Genomic DNA, 19,880 nt, shown 5'->3' with positions numbered 1-19,880 from the left:
AAAGATCAAGGTGCGTCTACAATCTTCGATTCCCTTGGTTGATAAGCATTAGTCCGTATCTTATATGTAACGATAGAATAATCGTATAGGGCTACAAAAACATCCTCAACTACCCTAAAATCAGTCATTTTTTGATTTAAAAGATTAGGAACATAAAAACTAAATAAATAAGTTTTTTTCAAAAAATCATAAACATCAATTATGGATGATTTGTCCCACATCTCTTCTGTTTCATAACGCCCCATTAGACCGGCTTGAACAAAAAGATAATTACCAAAAGTTGCTGTTCTTTTATTTACTATGATTGGAGGAGCACTTAGCTTACTTTGATTTTTTGAATGAATAGTAGTTACTTTAATTTGCGCTCGACTAATTGTATCAATAGTATGACCTCGATGTACTAAATTTAAGCTATCATCACATACGAGATACTCATTGCGATAATAGTAAGTATAAAGGACTTTTTTTAATTGCTCATTATAAATTAAATTACCATCGGTATCAAAAACACCATCAATTTGCTTTTCCAATAGCTGCGGTGCTAATCTTACTTTAATCACATCATTAATTGTTATAGTTCCTAAAACATTTTCATGATTTTTACTACTTACTGAACGAATAGCAAAAGACTCCTTATTTATTGGCTCTCCTTTAACAAAATAAACTTTATCGTACATCCATAAACTGGCTTTCCAATCGGTAAGATTACCTCTAAAGATGCAAGGAACCGTACCGTCCATCAAATAAAAATACGGTGGTTGGACACGTACTTGTACAGAACGAAAAGGAAGGTTAGATTTGGAAAGTCTTATAACATAACTTTTTTTCGTTTGTAACCCAATGTCGATTACTATGACATGAAGTGGTGCCTCATAATTACCTAGATAAACTTTGTTCTTCTCGATTCCGGCAATATAGAAGGACGGATGTTTTAAATCTAATTCATTAATTTTTGTAATTGGATGATGCGGAAAACGACGAGTAAAGTTGTTGCGATGATGAATAATATCTTCCGATAATATAAAAAGTAAAACTACAACAGCAATACTGCTCAATAAGGTGATAGAGACCGTTCTAAAAGTTCTATTATACTGATTCTTACTACCAACATATTTTGGGTTAAATAGTAACAGCATTATACCCGTAAATGCCAGTAGAACGAATAAAATATTAAACACCAAATGCTCAGTCCAATCTAAATTTTCAAGTATTCCTCCACAAGAGCAAGGAATAGAAGAACTATAATTCAAGATAATAATAATGTATGTAGTAAACATAACCATCAAACTAAAAGCAGCAAAAAGACCCACAAGACGAAATCTTGGGACAAGTAAAAATAAGGCTATGATTAGTTCCACAATTGGAACTCCCCAAGACACCCATCCTGCAAAAGCACTTAACAATGGAGACTGTCCCAGCTGCACTTGAAAGTTCTCAAAATCCAATAATTTACTTACTGCAGCATACACAAATAGCAGTATGTACAACAGACAAATTATCTCAATGATTCCATTCTTTATTGGTGCGCTTAATTTCATTGCTGTTCTTTTTTGGGTTAAACTGAATGAAGTTTAAATGTCCATCACTTTGAAGTTTCTCTGGATAAATATTTTAAAGATTCAAAGTCTTGACGCTTATTTAAAACAATCATTCTTAATTACTTACCAAAATTACACTCCTTTTTTTTATTACATGCTTTGAAAATCAAGCCAAAATATTTAAAAATCAAGCCAATTTTCGAAAAAGAACAGAAACAACTATTACTATTAGAAACGCAACTGATTAAAACCAATGAATGCCCAGTAAGCAGTCTCCGCTTATTGGGCATTCTATTGGTTTGTTCGTAATAAAACATTCTACTTCGTGGTTGCACTCAACGCATTTAGTTTTTCACTTAGTTCTATCAGTCCGGCTTTTAATAAGCACTCCCCTCCTAACGACCGCAACTCTTCCAAATTTTCTTCTGGAACACTGGTCAATAAGTTTGATGCTTTATCATCTACTTTAATCAATAATCCACGTTCGATAACATGGTTTAATAACAATACATTTTTACGGGAGATTTTCAAGTCAATCTTCACCAGCTCATTCATGCCAGGGATACTAAGGATAGTATCAAAAACCTGGGCTACATCATTTGTTGTTAGCATAATCTTCTCGTTTTAAATTAATATTTCAGTACTCCAAAAATAAGAAGCTTACTCCAATTTATCCCAGTCAAAATATGATGAGGATTGGTCAAGGGATTTAGCTTTTTTACTTTAGTAAGCGGAATCTGAATTATGAACCTGATAAAATGTATGTTATGAATTTCAGCAACAATAGCTTTTCTATAGAGCAAGCCAAAGCCATAGATCTAATTAATTACTTAAAGTCCTTGGGTTTTGAACCTGAAAAAATTAGGCACAACGACTACTGGTACCTTTCGCCATTTAGAGATGAAAAAGAAGCGTCTTTTAAAATCAATCGCAGATTAAATCGTTGGTACGACCACGGCCTTGGCAAAGGCGGAAACTTGATTGATTTTGGCATCGAATTTTACAAGTGCAGCCTTCCTGAATTACTACGCAACTTAAGTGGTAATCTTTCCCTTCAACAGCCATTACTTTCCTCTTTAGAAAATAGTGTTCAGCAAGAACCTAAAATTAAGATTGTGGAAGTAAATACACTGACTTCGTATTCGCTATTACGCTATCTCGAACAGCGTACTATACCAGTTGCACTTGCTCAACAGTTTTGCAAGGAAGTTCACTATAGTTTAAATGATAAAACCTACTACGGAATTGGTTTCAAAAATGATTTGGGAGGCTATGAAATTCGCAATCCCTATTTCAAAACAACAGCTTCACCAAAGGGAATAACCACATTCGAAAATGGTAGTAATGAGGTAGTCGTTTTTGAAGGCTTTTTTGACTATTTATCCTTTAAAGCGATGACCAAAAACCTTCCTGAAAATAGTCAGGATTTTGTCATTCTAAACTCTGTTTCTTTTTTCGAAAGAGCACGTCTTTTTATGGAAAATCATGAATCCATTCGGCTATATTTTGACCAGGATGAAACAGGTCAAAGTTATACCAAGCGTGCACTTTCTCTGAGTACTAAATACAAGGATGAAAGTACGCTTTATCGAAACTACAAAGACCTCAACGATTGGTCAGTGAATTTCGGAAAATCGAAAAAGAATAATTTGAGGCATAAAAACAGTTAGCTACTATCCCACTTCTCATAGGGAATTAGTACTACCGCATGCAATCCCCTAAAAACAACTTTAATGATCGAAGGCCATTACAAGTAGTTAAAAGATTGCCACGTTCCTGCAATCGGCCAGATGTCCGGTTGTTAAACAACCGAGTCTGGCTGCCTATCACTCGGGACTCGTGGGCAGTGAAACTGAAAATCAAAAAAAGGCCTAAACACAATGAAAGGAAGTATTGCTGCTCCACAAGGACAAGTTGAAATATTGAATTAATGAGTAAAATGAAAGATGATGGAAAAAGGAAATTCAAACCGAACACGCATAATTGGGCTGCGTCTAACAACCGCCGAGTATGCAAAAATAGAGCGAAAATGGAAAGCCAGTACCTGTAGAAAGTTAAGTGATTATGTGCGTAGAAGTCTTTTTGACAAGCCTATTGTAACTACCTACCGAGACGCTTCGTTGGATCAATTTATGTTGCAAATGATTCAGCTGCGGAACGAGCTAAATGCAATAGGTAATAACTTTAATCAGGCTGTAAAAAAGCTTCATATTCTACAGCAGATTCCTGAATTTAAAAGTTGGTTGATTCGCTATGAACTAGAAAGTAAAATTCTTTTTAATAAGATTGATGAAGTTAAAAAATCCATTCAAAAATTTGCAGAATTATGGTTACGGTAATCAAAACAGGACACTCTATTCATCGTATTTTAAACTACAACGAAAACAAAATCAAGGAAGGAGTGGCAGTATTTATGGGAGCAGGAAATTACCCTATTGACGATGCTAATTTGGCAATAAATATAAAGCTGAATCGGATGTTGAAACAAACTGCCTTAAACGAAAATGTAACTCGAAATAGCGTACATATTTCTCTGAATTTTGACCCTTCAGAAACATCTTTATCTAAAGAAAAACTAATGGCAATTGCTCATACTTATATGGAGAAAATTGGCTTTGGCCAACAACCTTATTTGGTCTATCAACATCATGATGCTGGGCATCCTCACATTCACATCGTCTCCATAAAAGTGAGGGAAGATGGAAGCAGAATTGATACCCAAAACATTGGTCAAAACCAGTCAGAAATAGCCAGAAAAGAAATAGAAATTTCCTTTGGCTTAGTTCCCGCTGAACGCCATAAAAGAAAACAAGATTATGAACTAACGCCAGTTGCAACTAGCAAAGTGTTATACGGTCGTACTCCCACTAAAAGAGCTATTACGAATGTGCTCGATGTAGTGCTAAATCAATATAAATACACGAGTCTTCCAGAGCTTAATGCAGTCTTGCAACAATACAATATACTGGCTGATCGGGGCAGCGAAAATTCGAGGGTGTTTGCCAACAAGGGTTTATTATATCGCATTCTGGATCAAAATGGAAATAAGGTTGGAGTACCCATTAAAGCGAGTGACTTTTACAGTAAGCCAACGCTTAAATTTCTAGAAGAGAAATTCATTCAGAACGAACAGCGTCGAAAGCCTCATAAGCTAAGGGTCAAAAACACGATTGATCTTCTATTACTGAGTAAGAAAACGGTCAGACTTCCAGAACTAATAAAAAGATTAGAGAAAGAGGGCATCAAGGCTGTACTTCGTCAGAATACCGATGGTTTACTTTATGGTATCACCTATGTTGACCATAGAACTAAATGTGTTTTTAATGGTAGCGCTTTGGGAAAACAATACAGTGCTAAAGCAATTCAAGAGCGTTGCCGAGCAGAATCTGCTAGTCAAAATAAAACAACTTTTAGAATTAAAAATTCTAGGGAGGGTCAGCGTCAATGGGATTCTCAAGATTCTATTTTAAAAGAGACTTCGACCGTACTCCCTATTAGCGATTTAGCAAAAGTATTGGATCAGTTACTACAGCCAGAACAAGCATCCGATTATTTACCGAAGCAGTTAAAAGGAAAGCGCAAAAAGAAGAAAAGAAAAGGACAATCTGATAATCAGTAAACTATTAAATTATGGCTATGCAAACTGGAGAAAACGACCAAGCCTTGAGGAAAATATTAGATATGACTCGGCTTATCAGCATCCTACTTTTAGGATTGCATTTTTACTATTACTGTTACTCCTCTTTCAAATTCTGGGGATTCAGTAGTGCATTTAGCGACCAGATCTTAGGCAATATTTATAAGGCTGGTTTGTTTAGTAATTTTCATAAATCAAAGTTATTTGCCGTAGGATTTCTTTTCATTTCTTTATTGGGTGCAAAAGGTAGAAAACAAGAGAAACTAAATTATAAAACAGCTTTTGCTTATAGTAGTACTGGACTACTAATCTACTTTTTAAGTTCGCTCTGCTTGCTACTGAAAATTAAGATAACGGAAGTAACGATTGTATATATTTCGATTTCTTCGATTGGTTTTCTATTGATACTTTCTGGAGGTACTATTCTTTCGCGAATCATTAAAAACAGACTGAATAGCAAAGATATCTTCAATAAAGAAAATGAGACTTTCCCACAGGAAGAACGGCTACTTGAAAATGAATTTTCAATCAATCTTCCAGCGCGTTATCATTTGAAAGATAAAGTACGAAATAGCTGGATTAATATTATCAATCCTTTCCGGGCTTTGATGGTTTTAGGATCTCCAGGATCTGGAAAATCGTATTTTGTAATTCGGCATGTGATCACCCAGCATATCCGTAAAGGATTTACCATGTTCGTCTATGATTTTAAATTTGATGATCTTTCCAGAATAGCTTATAATACTTGGCTGAATCACAAACACGAATATCCTATAGCTCCTAAATTTTACATCATCAATTTTGATGATTTAACCCGAACCCATCGATGCAATCCTTTAGACCCTTCAGCCATGACGGATATTACAGATGCAGCCGAATCAGCCCGTACCATACTTATGGGACTCAACCGAGAATGGATCAAACGTCAGGGTGATTTCTTTGTGGAATCTCCTATCAATTTTCTAACCGCTATTATCTGGTATCTAAAAAAATATAAGGAGGGACAATTTTGTACGCTTCCACATGTAATTGAACTTATGCAAGCGGACTATGACAGTCTCTTTACCCTATTGCGAACAGAGAAGGAAGTCGAAGTGTTAATAAATCCTTTTGTCAATGCCTACCTCAACGATGTTATGGAACAATTAGAAGGTCAGATCGCTTCCGCGAAAGTAGCAATGGCACGTCTCTCCTCTCCCCAACTGTATTATGTTTTATCTGGAAACGATTTTACGTTAGATATCAATAATCCAGAAGAACCAAAGATTGTCTGCATGGGAAATAATCCACAGAAAATACAAATATACGGCGCTGTTTTATCACTCTATGTAAGTAGGCTGATCAAGCAAGTAAATCAAAAAGGCAAACAGAAAAGCAGTTTAATTTTTGATGAATTCCCAACGATCTATCTCAACAATATGGATAGCCTTATCGCTACTGCACGATCTAATAAAGTAGCTACTTGTTTAGGGATTCAGGACTTCAGTCAGCTCCGTAAAGAGTATGGCCGCGAACAGGCTGATGTGATTATGAATATCACTGGAAATATTGTTAGCGGTCAGGTTACTGGTGATACTGCCAAGCAACTTTCGGAACGATTTGGAAAAATTATGCAGGACAGAGAAAGCCTCTCCATCAATAGCGGAGATACTTCTATAAGCCGGTCTAAGCAATTAGAGTCTGCTGTGCCACCCTCCAATATTTCTTCTCTAAGTTCTGGTGAGTTCGTAGGCATGGTAGCTGATGATCCTGATTGCAAAATTGAATTGAAGACTTTTCATTGCGAAATTATAAATGACCATCAAGCACTTAAAAAAGAACAGGATAACTATAAAGAAATTCCAATTATTCGAAAGTTAGACAATGCCATGGTGCAGCGTAATTATCTTCAAATTAAGCAGGATGTGCAGGACATTATTCATTCTGAGATGGAACGTTTGCTGAATGATCCTGGACTGGCTTACTTGGTGCTGAAGAAGTAGTCGATTGTATTGACTATTACGCCAAAGAAAGATTTTAGCTCAAATAAAGATCATCAATTTGCAAAAGACATGTATCTATTTAGTTTTTATTATAGAGGAATGAATTTTATAGACTTGCTAAAATTAAACAACTCAAATTTGTACGATGGTAGACTATCCTCAATAAGAACTAAAACTGGAGTACACTTGGATTTTAAACTACAAAATCATTCCCTTAAAATACTGGAAGTTTATAATCAAAAATCGATGAACTCTTATCTGTTTCCTCTTTTACTAAATGAAAATATGACTATAAAACAGATTAAATACCGTAGTCATAAATTACTCGGAAAAATAAATCCAGCACTGAAAGAAATGATGGAAGTTTTAAAAATTAGCAAGCATATCACTTTTTACACTGCGCGAAATACGTTTGCAACATTTCTAAAATTTGAAAACATTGCTATTGAAGCTATTAGTGAAATGCTAGGTCATACGGACATTAGAACTACACAGGCCTACCTTAATAAATTACCAAATAAGAAACTTGATAAAATTATCGATGATGTATTTGAGAATTCTAAATATTTCTAAAATTAAAAACTTAAATTGTTTTTACCGCCATAGCAGTGATTAGATAGTTTTTTTGATTTTTCAACTTTAAAAACTACATTAAATACATTAATTTACCGCTATAACAGTAATAAAAAGCTATTAAGTAATAAAATATATTACTTAATAGTTAAATTGCGTATTTTTACCGCCTAAACAGTATAAAATGAATGATTTCAATTTAGGAACTTTGATAAAAGACCATCGAAAAGAAGCTGGACTTACCCAACTGGAGTTGGCAAACCTTGCAGGAGTAGGAAAAACTACTGTTTTTGATATTGAAAAGAACAAAGAAACGATACGCTTTAATAATCTGCTTGCAGTACTTAAGGTATTGAATATAAAAGTAGAATTCATCAGCCCTCTAAATAAATAAACATGAGACAAGCAATAGTATTGGTTCACGGCAATAGAGCTGGAATCTTATCTGAGATTACGAATAAAGAGTATCATTTTGAATATGATCTTGATTATAATGGTGAGGCAGTTTCTTTGACTATGCCTACAACACATAACAAATACAGTTACAACTCCTTTCCTTCATTTTTTGAAGGATTATTACCCGAAGGTGTTATGCTAGAAGGATTGTTGCGCATTGGCAAAATTGACAAAAAAGATTACTTCTCTCAACTCATTACTACAGGAAATGATTTAGTGGGATGTGTAACGGTTAAAGCATTAGAAAATGAATAGATGTCCCATTACTTATGAACTGTGCGGAACGGATAAATACAGCGTAAAAGGAATGCGTCTTATCGCCCCGAAATTGACGCACTTAAATGATTTGCCCTACACTGCTGTAGAACTTCGTCAAGAAGCGGCTAATAGAGCCAAAAAACTATCCATTCAAGGTGTACAACCAAAACTTAGTGCAGCTGTTTCTGTAATAGATCAAGAGTTTAAAATTGTAGATCAGTTTGGTACCTATATTATAAAACCGCAAAATGATTTATTCCCGCAATTGCCCGAAAATGAGGATGTAACCATGCGCATGGCAAAAGCATTCGGCTTGGAAGTTCCTTTTCATGGGATGTTGTACGGTAAAGATGGAAGTTTATCTTATTTCATTAAACGTTTTGATCGTCACGGTAAAGGGAAAAAATGGGCAACCGAAGATTTTGCACAATTAACGGGAAATACAAGAGATACCAAGTACCGTTTTACCATGGAAAAATTGATTCCGGTATTGGATGAATATTGCTCCTTTCCTGCCATTGAAAAAGCAGATTTTTTTAAAAGAATACTTTTTTGTTTTTTAACTGGCAATGAAGATATGCACTTGAAAAACTTTTCTTTGATTACCAAAAATGGCAAAACAACCCTCGCTCCTATTTATGACTTTCTAAATTCTACCATAGCGATTAAAAATCCTGATGAAGAAATGGCACTCCCCTTGAAAGGAAAAAAGAGCAACCTGAAAGCTTCTGATTTTATAGATTATTACGCCAAAGACAGATTACAACTCAACGAAAAAACGATAACTAACATTCTCGAACAAATGAAAAAAGCAACTCCTAAATGGAAGGAGTTGCTTGAGATTTCTTTCCTTTCTGATGAAATGAAAGAGAAGTATTTGGAGTTGTTGGAAGGTAGAATTATGATATTTCAATAAACTCCACAAAAAAATGCGGTGAATAAGTTGATTATTCACCGCATTTTTTATTTTAACAAATGTCTTTTAGTATATAATGCGTACTTCTACCACCTGAATTGGCTTTGATTAAAATACCTTTATTCACCAAGTCAGTGATATCTCTTAATGCGGTGTCTGGAGAAGTTTTGTTTATTTTAGCCCACTTGCTTGTATTCAAATTGCCTTCAAAATTATCCATGAGTTTGTCAAGCATAGATTTCTGGCGGTCATTACTGATTTTACCCGCAAATTTGACCCAAAAATGATGTTTTCTAACTACTTTGTCAACTATGACACTTGAATGGAGTATACTGTTTTTAAGACAGTCTAAAAACCAAATGATCCATTCCGTAATATCTAAGTCGTCCTTTTGAGTTCGTTCAAGAATGCTATAATAACTTTTCTTTTGTTTATTTATTTCAGTAGACATACTATAGAATCTTTGGTTAACACCATCTGATTTTGAAAGTTGCATATCTGTAATTGCTCTGGCTATTCTACCGTTACCATCATCAAATGGATGTATCGTTATAAACCACAAATGAGCTACAGCCGCTTTAAGTAGCGATTCTAATTCTTGTTCGTTATTATACCAATCTACGAACTGCTTCATTTCGTTAGTTAAGAGTTCTGCTTTTGGAGCTTCATAGTGAACGACCTCTCTTCCCATTCCACCGGAAACAACTTGCATAGTAGCTGAGCGCCATTTTGCTACCTCAATTTTATGCATCCCACTTCTAGCTGTTGGAAATAAAGCGGCATGCCAACCAAACAATCGATCTTCAGTAAGTACTTTATCGTCGTTTTGAGTAGCATCGATCATCAATTCTACAATCCCATCTACATTTCGATCTGAGTTTTCTAGTCCAGAGAATTCTAAACCCAACCTCGTTGCAATTGAGGAGCGCACTAATTCAGGATTTAAAATCTCTCCTTCTATTTCAGAAGTTTGCAAGACGTCTTGAATTAAAGTCTCTAAATTGGCTTCCCCTTTTAGCTCAAAGCCTAATAGCTCCACTTTACCCATAAGTTTGCCCTGCAAGTTTCTCACCTCACTTAATAGCGAAATAAATTCCTGCTCTTCCCATGAAAATATGGGCCACCTTTTAAGTTGGTGTATGTAGATTGCCATAACTGTATTATTTTGATACGGTAAATATAGTGTTTATTCTCCGCAAAAAATGCGGTGAATAGATTGTTTATTCACCGCATTTCAGAATTAGCACGCCAAAGATAAATTATAACTCAACGAAAAAACAATAACTACAATTCTAGACCAAATGAAAAAAGCAACTCCTAAATTGAAGGAGCTGCTTGAAATTTCTTTTCTTACTGATGAAATGAAAGAGAAGTATTTGCAATTGTTGGATGGTAGAGTTACTATATTTCAATAATCTCATCAGAAAAATGCGGTGAATAATTTGAATATTCACCGTATAATTTATTTGAAAATTTACTTTTACAAGATCACCATAGTGAATTTTGTTTTCAAAAACTCTTCATTTACAGCACTTAAAGTCGGCACTGAAATAAATAACCTATTCCTGGCTCTACTAACAGCTACATAATTAACCCTTTGTTCTTCGGCTGCATTAGTATCATCATTAATATTAGGGGCAAGTATAAAACTCAAGTCTATCTCTTTTTTTAAAACTAATAAAACATTATCAAATTCATCTCCTTTAGATTTATGTATGGTTTTGTGTAAACTCATATCTTCAGTAATTGAAACGCATAAGGCTATTTGTAGATAAGTATGACCATCATAAAATGGCCTAATTGCACCACCTGAAACTTTAGCTATTTCAGGATTTATTTCCCTTTTTACAAACACTGAGAAATCATATAATGAGCCATTTTTAAATTCATCATATTTTTCAAGTAAAGTTGTTATCTGCATTAATGCTTTTCTTTTACCCTTTTGTTTATCATTTTTATATCTATATATTTTTTCTAATTCTTTAATAGAATCTTTAAATTTTTTTTCTCGAGCAAACTCTACCGCTTTAATACAAGCAGTAATTAAAACGCGCCTATCTCTATTGGAATCCTTATCGCTTAGGTCGTTAAATAACTTACCATTTAATGATACTCCTCCAATTTCGATTTTCATTGCATTTGACGTAATATTTTGTCTTGACAATGAAGTTACATTTTCGTTTTTACAAATTGATTTTGCGTATTGTAAAGCCAAACTCATTTCTCCCACAAGTATAGTTGGCTGCATTGATGATTCATTTCTAAACGAATTTTGAGTAATATCGCCTCGCAAAAAATTGAGTATTTCAATTATTTCATTGGAGCTCCTTCTGTTATCTGACATAACATAATCTATCACATGTCCTAAGTTGAAAGTATGAAATTGAGAGGGCATTGCACCTTGAAACCCATAGATAGACTGAGCTTTGTCACCTATAATTCCAATTACTGTCTCTTTCTCTCCAATTAATTTTAATATTTCAACTTGGATTGGATTGGAATCTTGAAATTCATCCACAAAAAAGTAAGGAAACTTCGCTCTTAAAACTTCTAAAACAAATGGAAATTTTTTAATTATCTGGTAACTTAAAAAAAGCACATCATCATGAGAAATTTTACCTTCTGACCAATACAGCTTTTTATAATTTAAAAAATCTGATTCAAGGACATTTAGGCAATTTCGATTAAGTTGCATTCTTTTAACATCAAAATAATAAGCTTTAGATCTATCACTAATAATTTCAATTACACCTTGGTTATCAAGTTTATATGTTAAAGAACCTAACCAATTTAAAAGAGCTTTTTTATTGTTTTCTAATCTAGTTAATTGATTTACTGAATAAGGATGTTTTAGTTGCCTGACATTAGGATGTGCTTCGACCCATGACACCATTTTCTTTATACTTGCAAAATGTTCATCGTGTCCATCAATTTCTTCAACATTTAGCCCAAAATCTGATGCTATTAAAGGTGCATAAGGCTTCAAAATGTTTTTATATAAAAAACTATGAATAGTTGACACTTCAACCCTATCAGCGGAGGTTCCCAATCGTCCCAAAATAGTTTCGACAGCAATATTGGTATATGTAATACAAGCAATTTTTCTAGTTTTAGCTAACCTGTCAGAATTGTATAATACATTTTTTATATGTTCTACTAACCAATGAGTTTTCCCTGCTCCTGGCCCTGCTGATACTCTAAAATGATGTTCAATATCATCTAATAAATAATCCGAAGTAATATGATTTACTGACATATCAAGTCAATTACTTGTTTAATATAATCGGGAACTATAAAATCCTTATAATCAGCTGTGCCTTTCTTTTCTAGATTTTCTTTTAAATTATACGATAATTCTAAAGCGTTTTCTCCTTTACCTACTGAATTAAGATATCTAGATGCAATTATTGCAATTTTTTTATCTTCTTCATCCCATGTAGTATTCACAACGATACTTTCAGCTATTCTTGTGTTTTCTTTGCTATTCCTTAGCTTGGTTATATAATCAGTAAGTGGTTTTTTATCAGTATAAAATTTCATCAAATCTTTTATTTCTTGTTGACTACTCATAGAGTCTGTAATTAACAATTCCAGATTTGGGTTATGCAAAATCAAATCATATTCTAATGTTTTGCCTTTAATTTCATCTTGGCTAAAAAATGCAATATTAGGATGTGAGGTAATGGGGTATTTAGTTGCACTTGGATTTATTTGATATTCATATGTTGCACGGTCAACATCATACTCGTAAGGATAACATCTTTTGAATTTACCTTCTGTTTTTTTCTTACTTTCGGGATCTCTATCTGTAATACAGATAATCTTTTTATGAATAGTATTTGGTTGTGTACTATCAAATAAATAAAGGAAATGATCGAAAAAACGACCACCTACATTTATTACTGCTACGTGATTGTCTTCCAAAGATTCATTTTCATATTTAGCAAATATTGACATTAGTAATTGTTCTGCAAGTCCTTCAACTAAAATTACTTTTTGAGCAAAAAGCATATCTGATTTAGTAGCATCTAGAAATCGTTGAACATATTTCTTACTCTTGCCGTCAGCTGGAAATACTTTTCCGGGATAGCCAACTGTAGTAATTCCATTTTCGTTATGTAAGCAAATTATTTCGTCTAAGGATACTGCAGAAGTAATATGTGTGGAATGCGTTGTAACAAAAATTTGTCTAACTTTTTTCTTATTCTTGTTTTCTTGTAAAAATTTCAAAAATTTATATTGCATAGCAGGATGCAAATGTGCTTCTGGCTCTTCAATAGCCAAAGTTGCAAAAACTTTGGAGTTACTTCCCATATAATTTCCATCTGAATTAACCTGCATCTTTGCAAGTAACAATGACATGTATATAAGGTTGTTATATCCTAATCCATTATGTGTGGCTGGGACTTTAATGCCAGTACTATATTCAACTATAAGTTTCAAAACAGAAAACATCTCTACATCTGAAATACTTCCTTCAAAGTTAGGCTCTGCATTATTAAAAGCTGCTCCAGTTTCTTTTGCATATGACAAAATCTGTTCTTTTCCTTCTTTCATTCTTTGCTGAAGTAATATAATTAGTTCATCCGACTTAGCAGAAAAAGTAATTCTTTTTTGTCTAATTTCTTTAAATTTTTCTACCTCTGATTTGGTAGAGTCTGACTTTATTTCATAGTCCATAAAAAAATTAAATACATCTCTTAAAAGTGTATTTCTACCTGTAAGCATATCCCTTTCGACGTCACGTATCGCATCTAAGAATTGAAAGTCAAATCTTTGTAAAGAATCACTATCAGCTACAGATTGATTTACAATATTACCTCCCCATATTTTATGTACATATAGCCTAATAAAATCGTGTTTTATTAATTTCCATACTTTATCAATTGCCATTGAATCAGTGTCCAAGATTTCATCTACAGCTTTTAAATAGTTTGAAATTTCATTTTCAGGCAGAAAAAATTCATATGTAAGTATAGCTTCATATTCAGAATCTAACTTGGTAAGCCAATTTGCAATTGTTACTAGGTCATCAGGCTCTTCATTAGTTCCCTTGTTAATAGTTACAGTAATGCTAATCTTAGGTGGATTTAATTTTAGTTCTTTAAGAGAATTATATTTATTAAAATCATCTACCTCTAACCGTTTTGATGCTTGTGTATCAATAACTAATGATAATGCTTTAATTAAATTTGTTTTTCCTGCATTATTGTGCCCAATAATGACATTTACTCCCTCATTAAATAAAATTTGTTTCTCTTTAAAATTTCTAAAACCTTTTATTTCAATTTTTGATATATACATAATTTAATTTTCTTCTGTTTTTAAGCCACCATCCCTTTCTCAAACAACTCTACAAACTCCTTCATCTTTGCAATAATCCTATCCCCAATAACTCTTGCTTGCAATATGCTTGGTCTATTGTCTAAGCATTGGAAAACCTCGTCTTTGATGGGTTCACGGCCGCTATAAATGTAGGCATCGATTAAGGCTTTGAATTGGGCTTTGTCTAGGTGTTCTTCTTCACAGAGCTTTCCTAAAGCCAGTACTTTTTGTTCTTGCCAGAATTTCTCAAATTCTTCCTCAATGTTGTCGCCGTCTTTGATGTTCGGCATATTCTCGTCTATGAATTTCTGAATCAGCTCTCGCTTGCTTCGCAACTGAATGTCTCCACCCAATAAATCCAATATGGCTTTGCGCTGTGCTTTGGCCTCAGAAGTGTTCGTGCCTTTTAGCTGTGATATCAATTTCAATATGTACGCCACATTGATTTGATCACGGTGGATCAATTCCAACTCAAAATCGATATCGTCTAAGATTGATGTTTTCTCTTTCTTGGTGTCTCGCTTTACTTTTTCGTACAAGTCAAGGTATTTACTTTTGTAATCCTCAAATTCTTGCTCGTCTATGGCAATGTCTTCCCAATCAAAATCGGTGTAGGATTGCAATACGTTCATGGCGCGCAACAATTTCCTGAAGGCTTGCACAAACAAGGCTTCTGCATCTTCGGTTTCTAAGTCGTCAACACTTTGATAAGTTGGCGTGATCTCTCGCATTGTTTTTAAAGCTTCTTCAAACTTTTCGGCGATTTTTTCATAGTCCGGCATGGTTACCACCTCAATAGCATCTTTGTTCGAAAACAACGTAATGGCTTCGTCTGTCGCTTTTTTTAGATTTCTAAAAGAAAGAATATTTCCTTGCGATTTTTGTTCGCCTAGAATTCTGTTTGTTCTCGAATACGCTTGAATTAAGCCATGCTGTTTCAAGTTTTTATCTACGTACAAGGTATTTACCTTTTTAGCATCAAAACCCGTAAGCATCATGTTCACGACAATCACAATATCCAAACGATCTTTGGCATCATTGAAGTTTTTCTTCTCTCGATCTTTCAATCGTTTGCTGATGTTTTTAAAATATCCTTCAAATAATTCTGAACTCTTGGTTGTAAAACTCGTATCGTACATTTGGTTGTAATGACCAATGTAGGTTTCTAGTTTGTCGCGACTGTGGCTGGATATATAAGCCGTTGGTCCTTCTGCAGCCATATCAAATTCAGAATCTTCATCATCTGGAAGATAGTCCTGTGCTTGATCTGAATCTTCATTGGCGCCAAAAGTAAAAATTGTAGCAATGCGCAAATCATGTTCGCCTGCTTCTTTCTTTTGTTGGAATAAATCATAATACCGCACGGCATTATCAATACTACTCACTGTTAACAAAGCCGAATATTGCTTGTTGAACGTTTTTTGATCGTGATGTGCTATAATGTAATCCACAATTTTATCGATACGCATAGGCGAATCCAATACTTCTTGTTTGTCGATATCTTCGACTTCTATATCAATAAACGATTTGCTTTTGTTCTTGTATTTCCCCACGTATTCGATCCCAAAACGGAGTACGTTTTCATCATGAATAGCATCGGTGATTACGTATTTGTGCAGGCAGTCGCCAAATAAATCCTTGGTGGTGCGCTTTCCCTTGTCATTTTTAGAAGCGTTCTCGGCAAAAATGGGTGTTCCTGTAAAACCAATCAGCTGGCTTTTATCAAAAAATTTGGTGATCCTTTCATGGGTTTCTCCAAATTGCGAACGGTGGCATTCATCAAAAATGAAAACTATTTTTTTATCTTGTAAATGACTGATTTGCATTTTGTTTCGATCAGAAATAGCATTATTCAGTTTCTGAATGGTCGTGATAATTAACTTAGAATCTAGTAGCACATTTTTCTTGTCCTTATAAGTTCCTAAAAATTGTTTAATCAAACTGGTAGTATCCTCTGTTCCACTTACACTACCCTCTTTGAAGGCGTTGAATTCGTTCATCGTCTGGAAATCCAAATCCTTTCTATCGACCACAAAAACGACTTTGTACACATCAGGCAAATCCATCAAAATTTGACTGGCTTTGAACGAGGTAAGTGTCTTACCTGATCCCGTGGTGTGCCATATGTATGCGTTGTCACTCGTGTGCCTGACTTGCTTGATTATCGCCTCAGTCGCATAATATTGGTACGGACGCAACACCATCATAATTTTGTGGGTTTCGTTGATCACAATATAATGAGCAATCATTTTACCAAGTTGCGTAGGGTTTAAAAACGCTTTGGCGAAAGGCATTAATTCGGTGATATTTTTATTATTGGCATCTGCCCAAAAGAAGGTTTGCTTAACCGATTGCAGTTCGTTATTAGCCAAATATTTGGTATTTACACCATTACTAATCACAAACAATTGTACGTACTGAAACAGCCCGCTATTGCTCCAAAACGAATGCAATTGGTAGCGATTGATTTGGTTAAAGGCTTCTTTGATCTCCGTACCCGAACGTTTCAGTTCTATTTGTACCAATGGCACGCCATTGACCAAAAGCGTGACATCATAACGGTTTTTATAACTTCCTTCTAATGAAATTTGATTTGTAACCTGGTATACATTGGCTCCCGTATTTTCGCTATTAAAAAAACGAACATAAAACGAAGTACCATCTTCTTTGGTTAACTGAAAACGGTCGCGCAATGTTTTTGCTTTTTCGAAAACACTGCCTTTGGCAAGGTGATTCAAAATAGCATCAAACTCCTTGGCGGTAAAAGTTGTTTGGTTGAAAAGCTCCAACTGACTTTTAAGATTAGAAACTAAAGCGTCTCCGTCTTGAATTTTTACAGACACATAGCCTAAACCCTGCAATTGCTGGATCAGGTTGTTTTCTAATTGTAACTCGGATTGGTGTGCCATAGTTATTCTTCTATAAATATTTTATAATAAGTACGTTCTATATGCTTTACTTCTGCTTCTTCCAGAGCCGAAAACTCTTTATTCAAGGCACGATTTGATATTTTACCTTCTTCTTGTTCTAGAAAACGAACCAATAACCCCACCATATCATCTGGCATTTCGTATCTATCATCAATAAACCGCTTAAACGCATCGTATTTTCGAAAATAATCAATCTCGGCAGGAATGATATTTACTACGGTGTCATGTACGCAATCATATAGAAATTCGGCTTGATCTGTAGCATCAAAATATCGGTAATAGTCTATGGTATTACTATGTACTGCTATATTTTTGTCAGGCGAAGTTTTCCAATCTATTTGCTCCAAAACTGGATGCGAGTAAGATTCTAATGTTTTGCTGTAATCATTGATATGTGATAAGATGGACGCCGAAACAGGAAAAATCATTCCTTGCTCAGTATAGTGCATCTTTGCCAATATGTGGTGAATAATATAGCGGTGCAATCGACCATTTCCGTCTACAAAGGGATGCATAAAAACAAATCCAAAGGCAATTTTAGTGGCAACAAGAACAGGGTCTAGTTCCGAGTGGATAAGAATTTCTTTGGTGGCGAATAATCCGCTTAATAGTTCTTCTAGATCTTCTTGTTTTGCCGAAATATGGTCTGGAATAGGTTCGCCCGTTTCACGATCACGATCGCCTACAAATCCTTGTTGTGTTCGAATGCCCATTATTGTAAAGCGCTTGCTCTCTATCACCAATTGTTGCAATCGGATTAATTCCTCTATCGTTAAGGTATTTACACCCGCTTGCCCTATAGCATTTCCCCAGCGTGCAGCCCGATTGTTTCTAGGCGTTTCTCCTTCTATGGTAAAAGAGGCTTTGGAATCTTTTAGTAATAAATAAGCCGATGCTCGTTGGAGCACGTCTTTGTGCATTCGTTCTAAGTAGGCATTTTTTTGTTTTCCAATGTTCGACTGGATGTAGTGTTCTAACTTTTCTGTTTTTCGAATGATAGGACAAAATAGAACCGTCCCAGGCAAATTATTGATAATTCGGTGGCGTGGCGAACTGATGCCTGCAATGGCGTATTGTAATTTTTCGTCGATTAACGGAATCGCTTTTTTAATGGTCAAATCAGGAATGTCTAATTTTTCGCCCTGCAACCATTCGTACAGAAACCATATTTTGCGACTGTAAATTCCTGTTGGCTCTATTTTTAAGAGTGCTAAGAGCTCTTCTGTTGTTATTTTTTCGAATAATTTCTTGAAGAACAACAAATTAATCCCTTCGTATTTTAAGGCAAAAACTAGATGCTTATATAAAGTATCTTCAAAGGCATTTCGAAAGGAAAAGACCTTCCAGTTTTTGGTACTATAATTTCTTCTTTTAAAACTAATAAGTGCTAGTTGTTCTGGAAAAGGGACTGCCAGATCTACACCATTAAGAATTGCCCCATAACCCACAAGCAAACCTTCTTCGGGTGTTGTTTTACCTTGAAAAACGCTTATCTTATGTGAATACTGCTGGTGTAACATGAGGTACTTTTTAGATTATATAGGAAAAATAGGTATTTATATGGAAAAACAGGTATTTATTTGCGTTTATTTGTAAAAACAGGTATTTTAAATGTTAGTTTTAAAAGCCTAAACCCTGCAATTGCTGGATTAGGTTGTTTTCTAATTGTAACTCGGATTGATGTGCCATAGTTATCTCCTTTGAAATAATGATAATTCTAATTCTGCTAGACTGTGATTAGCAAATAATTCTTTTTTACTTATTAATTCACGTGCACTATTCATTACCTTCAAATAATGATTTTCATCTGTAAATTGTGTCCAAGCTTTTAATTCCAGTCCTTTAATCCCTAAAGCTTTCAGTTCTTTATTCAACAGTTCTTGAATGATTCGATCTACTGGAAAATGCGGTGGAGATTGGATATGTCCCAATGACCACATGTACTTTAGATAGAGATTTAGCATTTTTTGCGCTATGCCAAAATTGATTTTCTCATTATTAAACAGTTCCGAAAAATTAGAACTATAATCACTTACTCTTTTAATATTTTCAATATGCTCAGTATCACTGACCATTATTGTTTTATAACTATCTAAGATCGTGTCTTCTATAAAAGATCTAATACTTTTTTTGAAAACTCCTTTTTTTTGTTCTTCCTGATCCTTCGATCTATAAATATTTGATCTTTGAAAAGCGCCGCCAAAAGTTAAGATCCAAATTTCATTTTGAATAAAATCGTATTGTAGTTTCTGTAATACTGTCATA

16 protein-coding genes are annotated in these 19,880 nt (G+C 34.5%); 8 read left to right on the top strand and 8 right to left on the bottom strand.

Annotated elements, in window-relative coordinates; translation table 11 throughout:
- Positions 1-5 precede the first annotated feature (5 nt).
- Positions 6-1,538, bottom strand: coding sequence for a DoxX family protein (locus tag ACVEGE_RS15680; protein WP_192501044.1), 1,533 nt, complete (start codon positions 1,536-1,538; stop codon positions 6-8).
- A 318-nt stretch (positions 1,539-1,856) separates the two neighbouring features.
- Positions 1,857-2,150, bottom strand: a complete 294-nt coding sequence (locus tag ACVEGE_RS15675) for a hypothetical protein (RefSeq protein WP_192501043.1) — start codon at positions 2,148-2,150, stop codon at positions 1,857-1,859.
- 155 nt (positions 2,151-2,305) lie between these two features.
- On the opposite strand from ACVEGE_RS15675, the gene ACVEGE_RS15670 reads away from it, so the two are divergent.
- From ACVEGE_RS15670 to ACVEGE_RS15635, 8 genes are all read left to right on the top strand, one after another.
- Entirely contained in the window at positions 2,306-3,208 is a 903-nt protein-coding gene (locus ACVEGE_RS15670; RefSeq protein WP_192501042.1) for a toprim domain-containing protein, read from the top strand.
- A gap of 276 nt (positions 3,209-3,484) precedes the next feature.
- Positions 3,485-3,877: a plasmid mobilization protein gene (locus ACVEGE_RS15665; RefSeq protein ID WP_192501041.1), complete on the top strand. Its 393-nt coding sequence runs from the start codon at positions 3,485-3,487 to the stop codon at positions 3,875-3,877.
- Positions 3,865-5,157, top strand: a complete 1,293-nt coding sequence (locus ACVEGE_RS15660; RefSeq protein WP_192501040.1) for a relaxase/mobilization nuclease domain-containing protein — start codon at positions 3,865-3,867, stop codon at positions 5,155-5,157. The genes ACVEGE_RS15665 and ACVEGE_RS15660 overlap by 13 nt, the downstream gene beginning before the upstream one ends.
- Before the next feature lie 17 nt (positions 5,158-5,174).
- Positions 5,175-7,157 carry a conjugal transfer protein MobC gene (gene mobC / locus ACVEGE_RS15655; protein ID WP_192501039.1) on the top strand — a complete coding sequence of 661 codons (1,983 nt, stop codon included), beginning with the start codon at positions 5,175-5,177 and terminating at the stop codon, positions 7,155-7,157.
- A 99-nt stretch (positions 7,158-7,256) separates the two neighbouring features.
- A complete protein-coding gene (locus ACVEGE_RS15650; protein WP_192501038.1) occupies positions 7,257-7,730 on the top strand; it encodes a tyrosine-type recombinase/integrase in 474 nt (157 codons plus the stop codon).
- 184 nt (positions 7,731-7,914) lie between these two features.
- Positions 7,915-8,124 carry a type II toxin-antitoxin system Y4mF family antitoxin gene (locus tag ACVEGE_RS15645; RefSeq protein WP_016989164.1) on the top strand — a complete coding sequence of 70 codons (210 nt, stop codon included), beginning with the start codon at positions 7,915-7,917 and terminating at the stop codon, positions 8,122-8,124.
- A 2-nt stretch (positions 8,125-8,126) separates the two neighbouring features.
- Positions 8,127-8,441: a HipA N-terminal domain-containing protein gene (locus ACVEGE_RS15640; protein WP_192501037.1), complete on the top strand. Its 315-nt coding sequence runs from the start codon at positions 8,127-8,129 to the stop codon at positions 8,439-8,441.
- On the top strand, positions 8,434-9,360 hold the full coding sequence (locus tag ACVEGE_RS15635) for a HipA domain-containing protein (protein ID WP_192501036.1): 927 nt from the start codon (positions 8,434-8,436) through the stop codon (positions 9,358-9,360). Before ACVEGE_RS15640 ends, ACVEGE_RS15635 begins: the two co-directional genes overlap by 8 nt.
- Positions 9,361-9,412: 52 nt before the next feature.
- On the opposite strand, the gene ACVEGE_RS15630 is transcribed toward ACVEGE_RS15635, so the two are convergent.
- The 6 genes from ACVEGE_RS15630 to ACVEGE_RS15605 form a co-directional block, all read right to left on the bottom strand.
- Positions 9,413-10,513: a Fic family protein gene (locus ACVEGE_RS15630; RefSeq protein WP_192501035.1), complete on the bottom strand. Its 1,101-nt coding sequence runs from the start codon at positions 10,511-10,513 to the stop codon at positions 9,413-9,415.
- Between the two features lie 327 nt (positions 10,514-10,840).
- Positions 10,841-12,616: a UvrD-helicase domain-containing protein gene (locus ACVEGE_RS15625; RefSeq protein ID WP_192501034.1), complete on the bottom strand. Its 1,776-nt coding sequence runs from the start codon at positions 12,614-12,616 to the stop codon at positions 10,841-10,843.
- Complete coding sequence (locus ACVEGE_RS15620) at positions 12,607-14,664, bottom strand: ATP-dependent nuclease (protein ID WP_192501033.1); 2,058 nt, start codon at positions 14,662-14,664, stop codon at positions 12,607-12,609. Before ACVEGE_RS15620 ends, ACVEGE_RS15625 begins: the two co-directional genes overlap by 10 nt.
- Positions 14,665-14,684: 20 nt before the next feature.
- Positions 14,685-17,594 carry a type I restriction endonuclease subunit R gene (locus ACVEGE_RS15615; RefSeq protein WP_192501032.1) on the bottom strand — a complete coding sequence of 970 codons (2,910 nt, stop codon included), beginning with the start codon at positions 17,592-17,594 and terminating at the stop codon, positions 14,685-14,687.
- A gap of 2 nt (positions 17,595-17,596) precedes the next feature.
- On the bottom strand, positions 17,597-19,135 hold the full coding sequence (locus tag ACVEGE_RS15610) for a Fic family protein (RefSeq protein WP_192501031.1): 1,539 nt from the start codon (positions 19,133-19,135) through the stop codon (positions 17,597-17,599).
- Between the two features lie 171 nt (positions 19,136-19,306).
- Complete coding sequence (locus tag ACVEGE_RS15605; protein WP_159086053.1) at positions 19,307-19,879, bottom strand: hypothetical protein; 573 nt, start codon at positions 19,877-19,879, stop codon at positions 19,307-19,309.
- Position 19,880 lies beyond the last annotated feature (1 nt).

It is taken from the genome of Flavobacterium sp. PL002, assembly GCF_054165825.1.
This window is presented reverse-complemented; position numbering and strand designations above follow the sequence as displayed.

Coding starts and splice junctions, on each gene's coding strand:
- ACVEGE_RS15640 (WP_192501037.1), top strand. CDS start 8,127: ATGAGACAAGCAATAGTATTGGTTCACGGCAATAGAGCTGGAATCTTA.
- ACVEGE_RS15665 (WP_192501041.1), top strand. CDS start 3,485: ATGATGGAAAAAGGAAATTCAAACCGAACACGCATAATTGGGCTGCGT.
- ACVEGE_RS15620 (WP_192501033.1), bottom strand. CDS start 14,664: ATGTATATATCAAAAATTGAAATAAAAGGTTTTAGAAATTTTAAAGAG.
- ACVEGE_RS15650 (WP_192501038.1), top strand. CDS start 7,257: ATGAATTTTATAGACTTGCTAAAATTAAACAACTCAAATTTGTACGAT.
- ACVEGE_RS15610 (WP_192501031.1), bottom strand. CDS start 19,135: ATGTTACACCAGCAGTATTCACATAAGATAAGCGTTTTTCAAGGTAAA.
- ACVEGE_RS15625 (WP_192501034.1), bottom strand. CDS start 12,616: ATGTCAGTAAATCATATTACTTCGGATTATTTATTAGATGATATTGAA.
- ACVEGE_RS15605 (WP_159086053.1), bottom strand. CDS start 19,879: ATGACAGTATTACAGAAACTACAATACGATTTTATTCAAAATGAAATT.
- ACVEGE_RS15680 (WP_192501044.1), bottom strand. CDS start 1,538: ATGAAATTAAGCGCACCAATAAAGAATGGAATCATTGAGATAATTTGT.
- ACVEGE_RS15635 (WP_192501036.1), top strand. CDS start 8,434: ATGAATAGATGTCCCATTACTTATGAACTGTGCGGAACGGATAAATAC.
- ACVEGE_RS15615 (WP_192501032.1), bottom strand. CDS start 17,594: ATGGCACACCAATCCGAGTTACAATTAGAAAACAACCTGATCCAGCAA.
- ACVEGE_RS15630 (WP_192501035.1), bottom strand. CDS start 10,513: ATGGCAATCTACATACACCAACTTAAAAGGTGGCCCATATTTTCATGG.
- ACVEGE_RS15670 (WP_192501042.1), top strand. CDS start 2,306: ATGAATTTCAGCAACAATAGCTTTTCTATAGAGCAAGCCAAAGCCATA.
- ACVEGE_RS15675 (WP_192501043.1), bottom strand. CDS start 2,150: ATGCTAACAACAAATGATGTAGCCCAGGTTTTTGATACTATCCTTAGT.
- ACVEGE_RS15645 (WP_016989164.1), top strand. CDS start 7,915: ATGAATGATTTCAATTTAGGAACTTTGATAAAAGACCATCGAAAAGAA.
- ACVEGE_RS15660 (WP_192501040.1), top strand. CDS start 3,865: ATGGTTACGGTAATCAAAACAGGACACTCTATTCATCGTATTTTAAAC.
- mobC (WP_192501039.1), top strand. CDS start 5,175: ATGCAAACTGGAGAAAACGACCAAGCCTTGAGGAAAATATTAGATATG.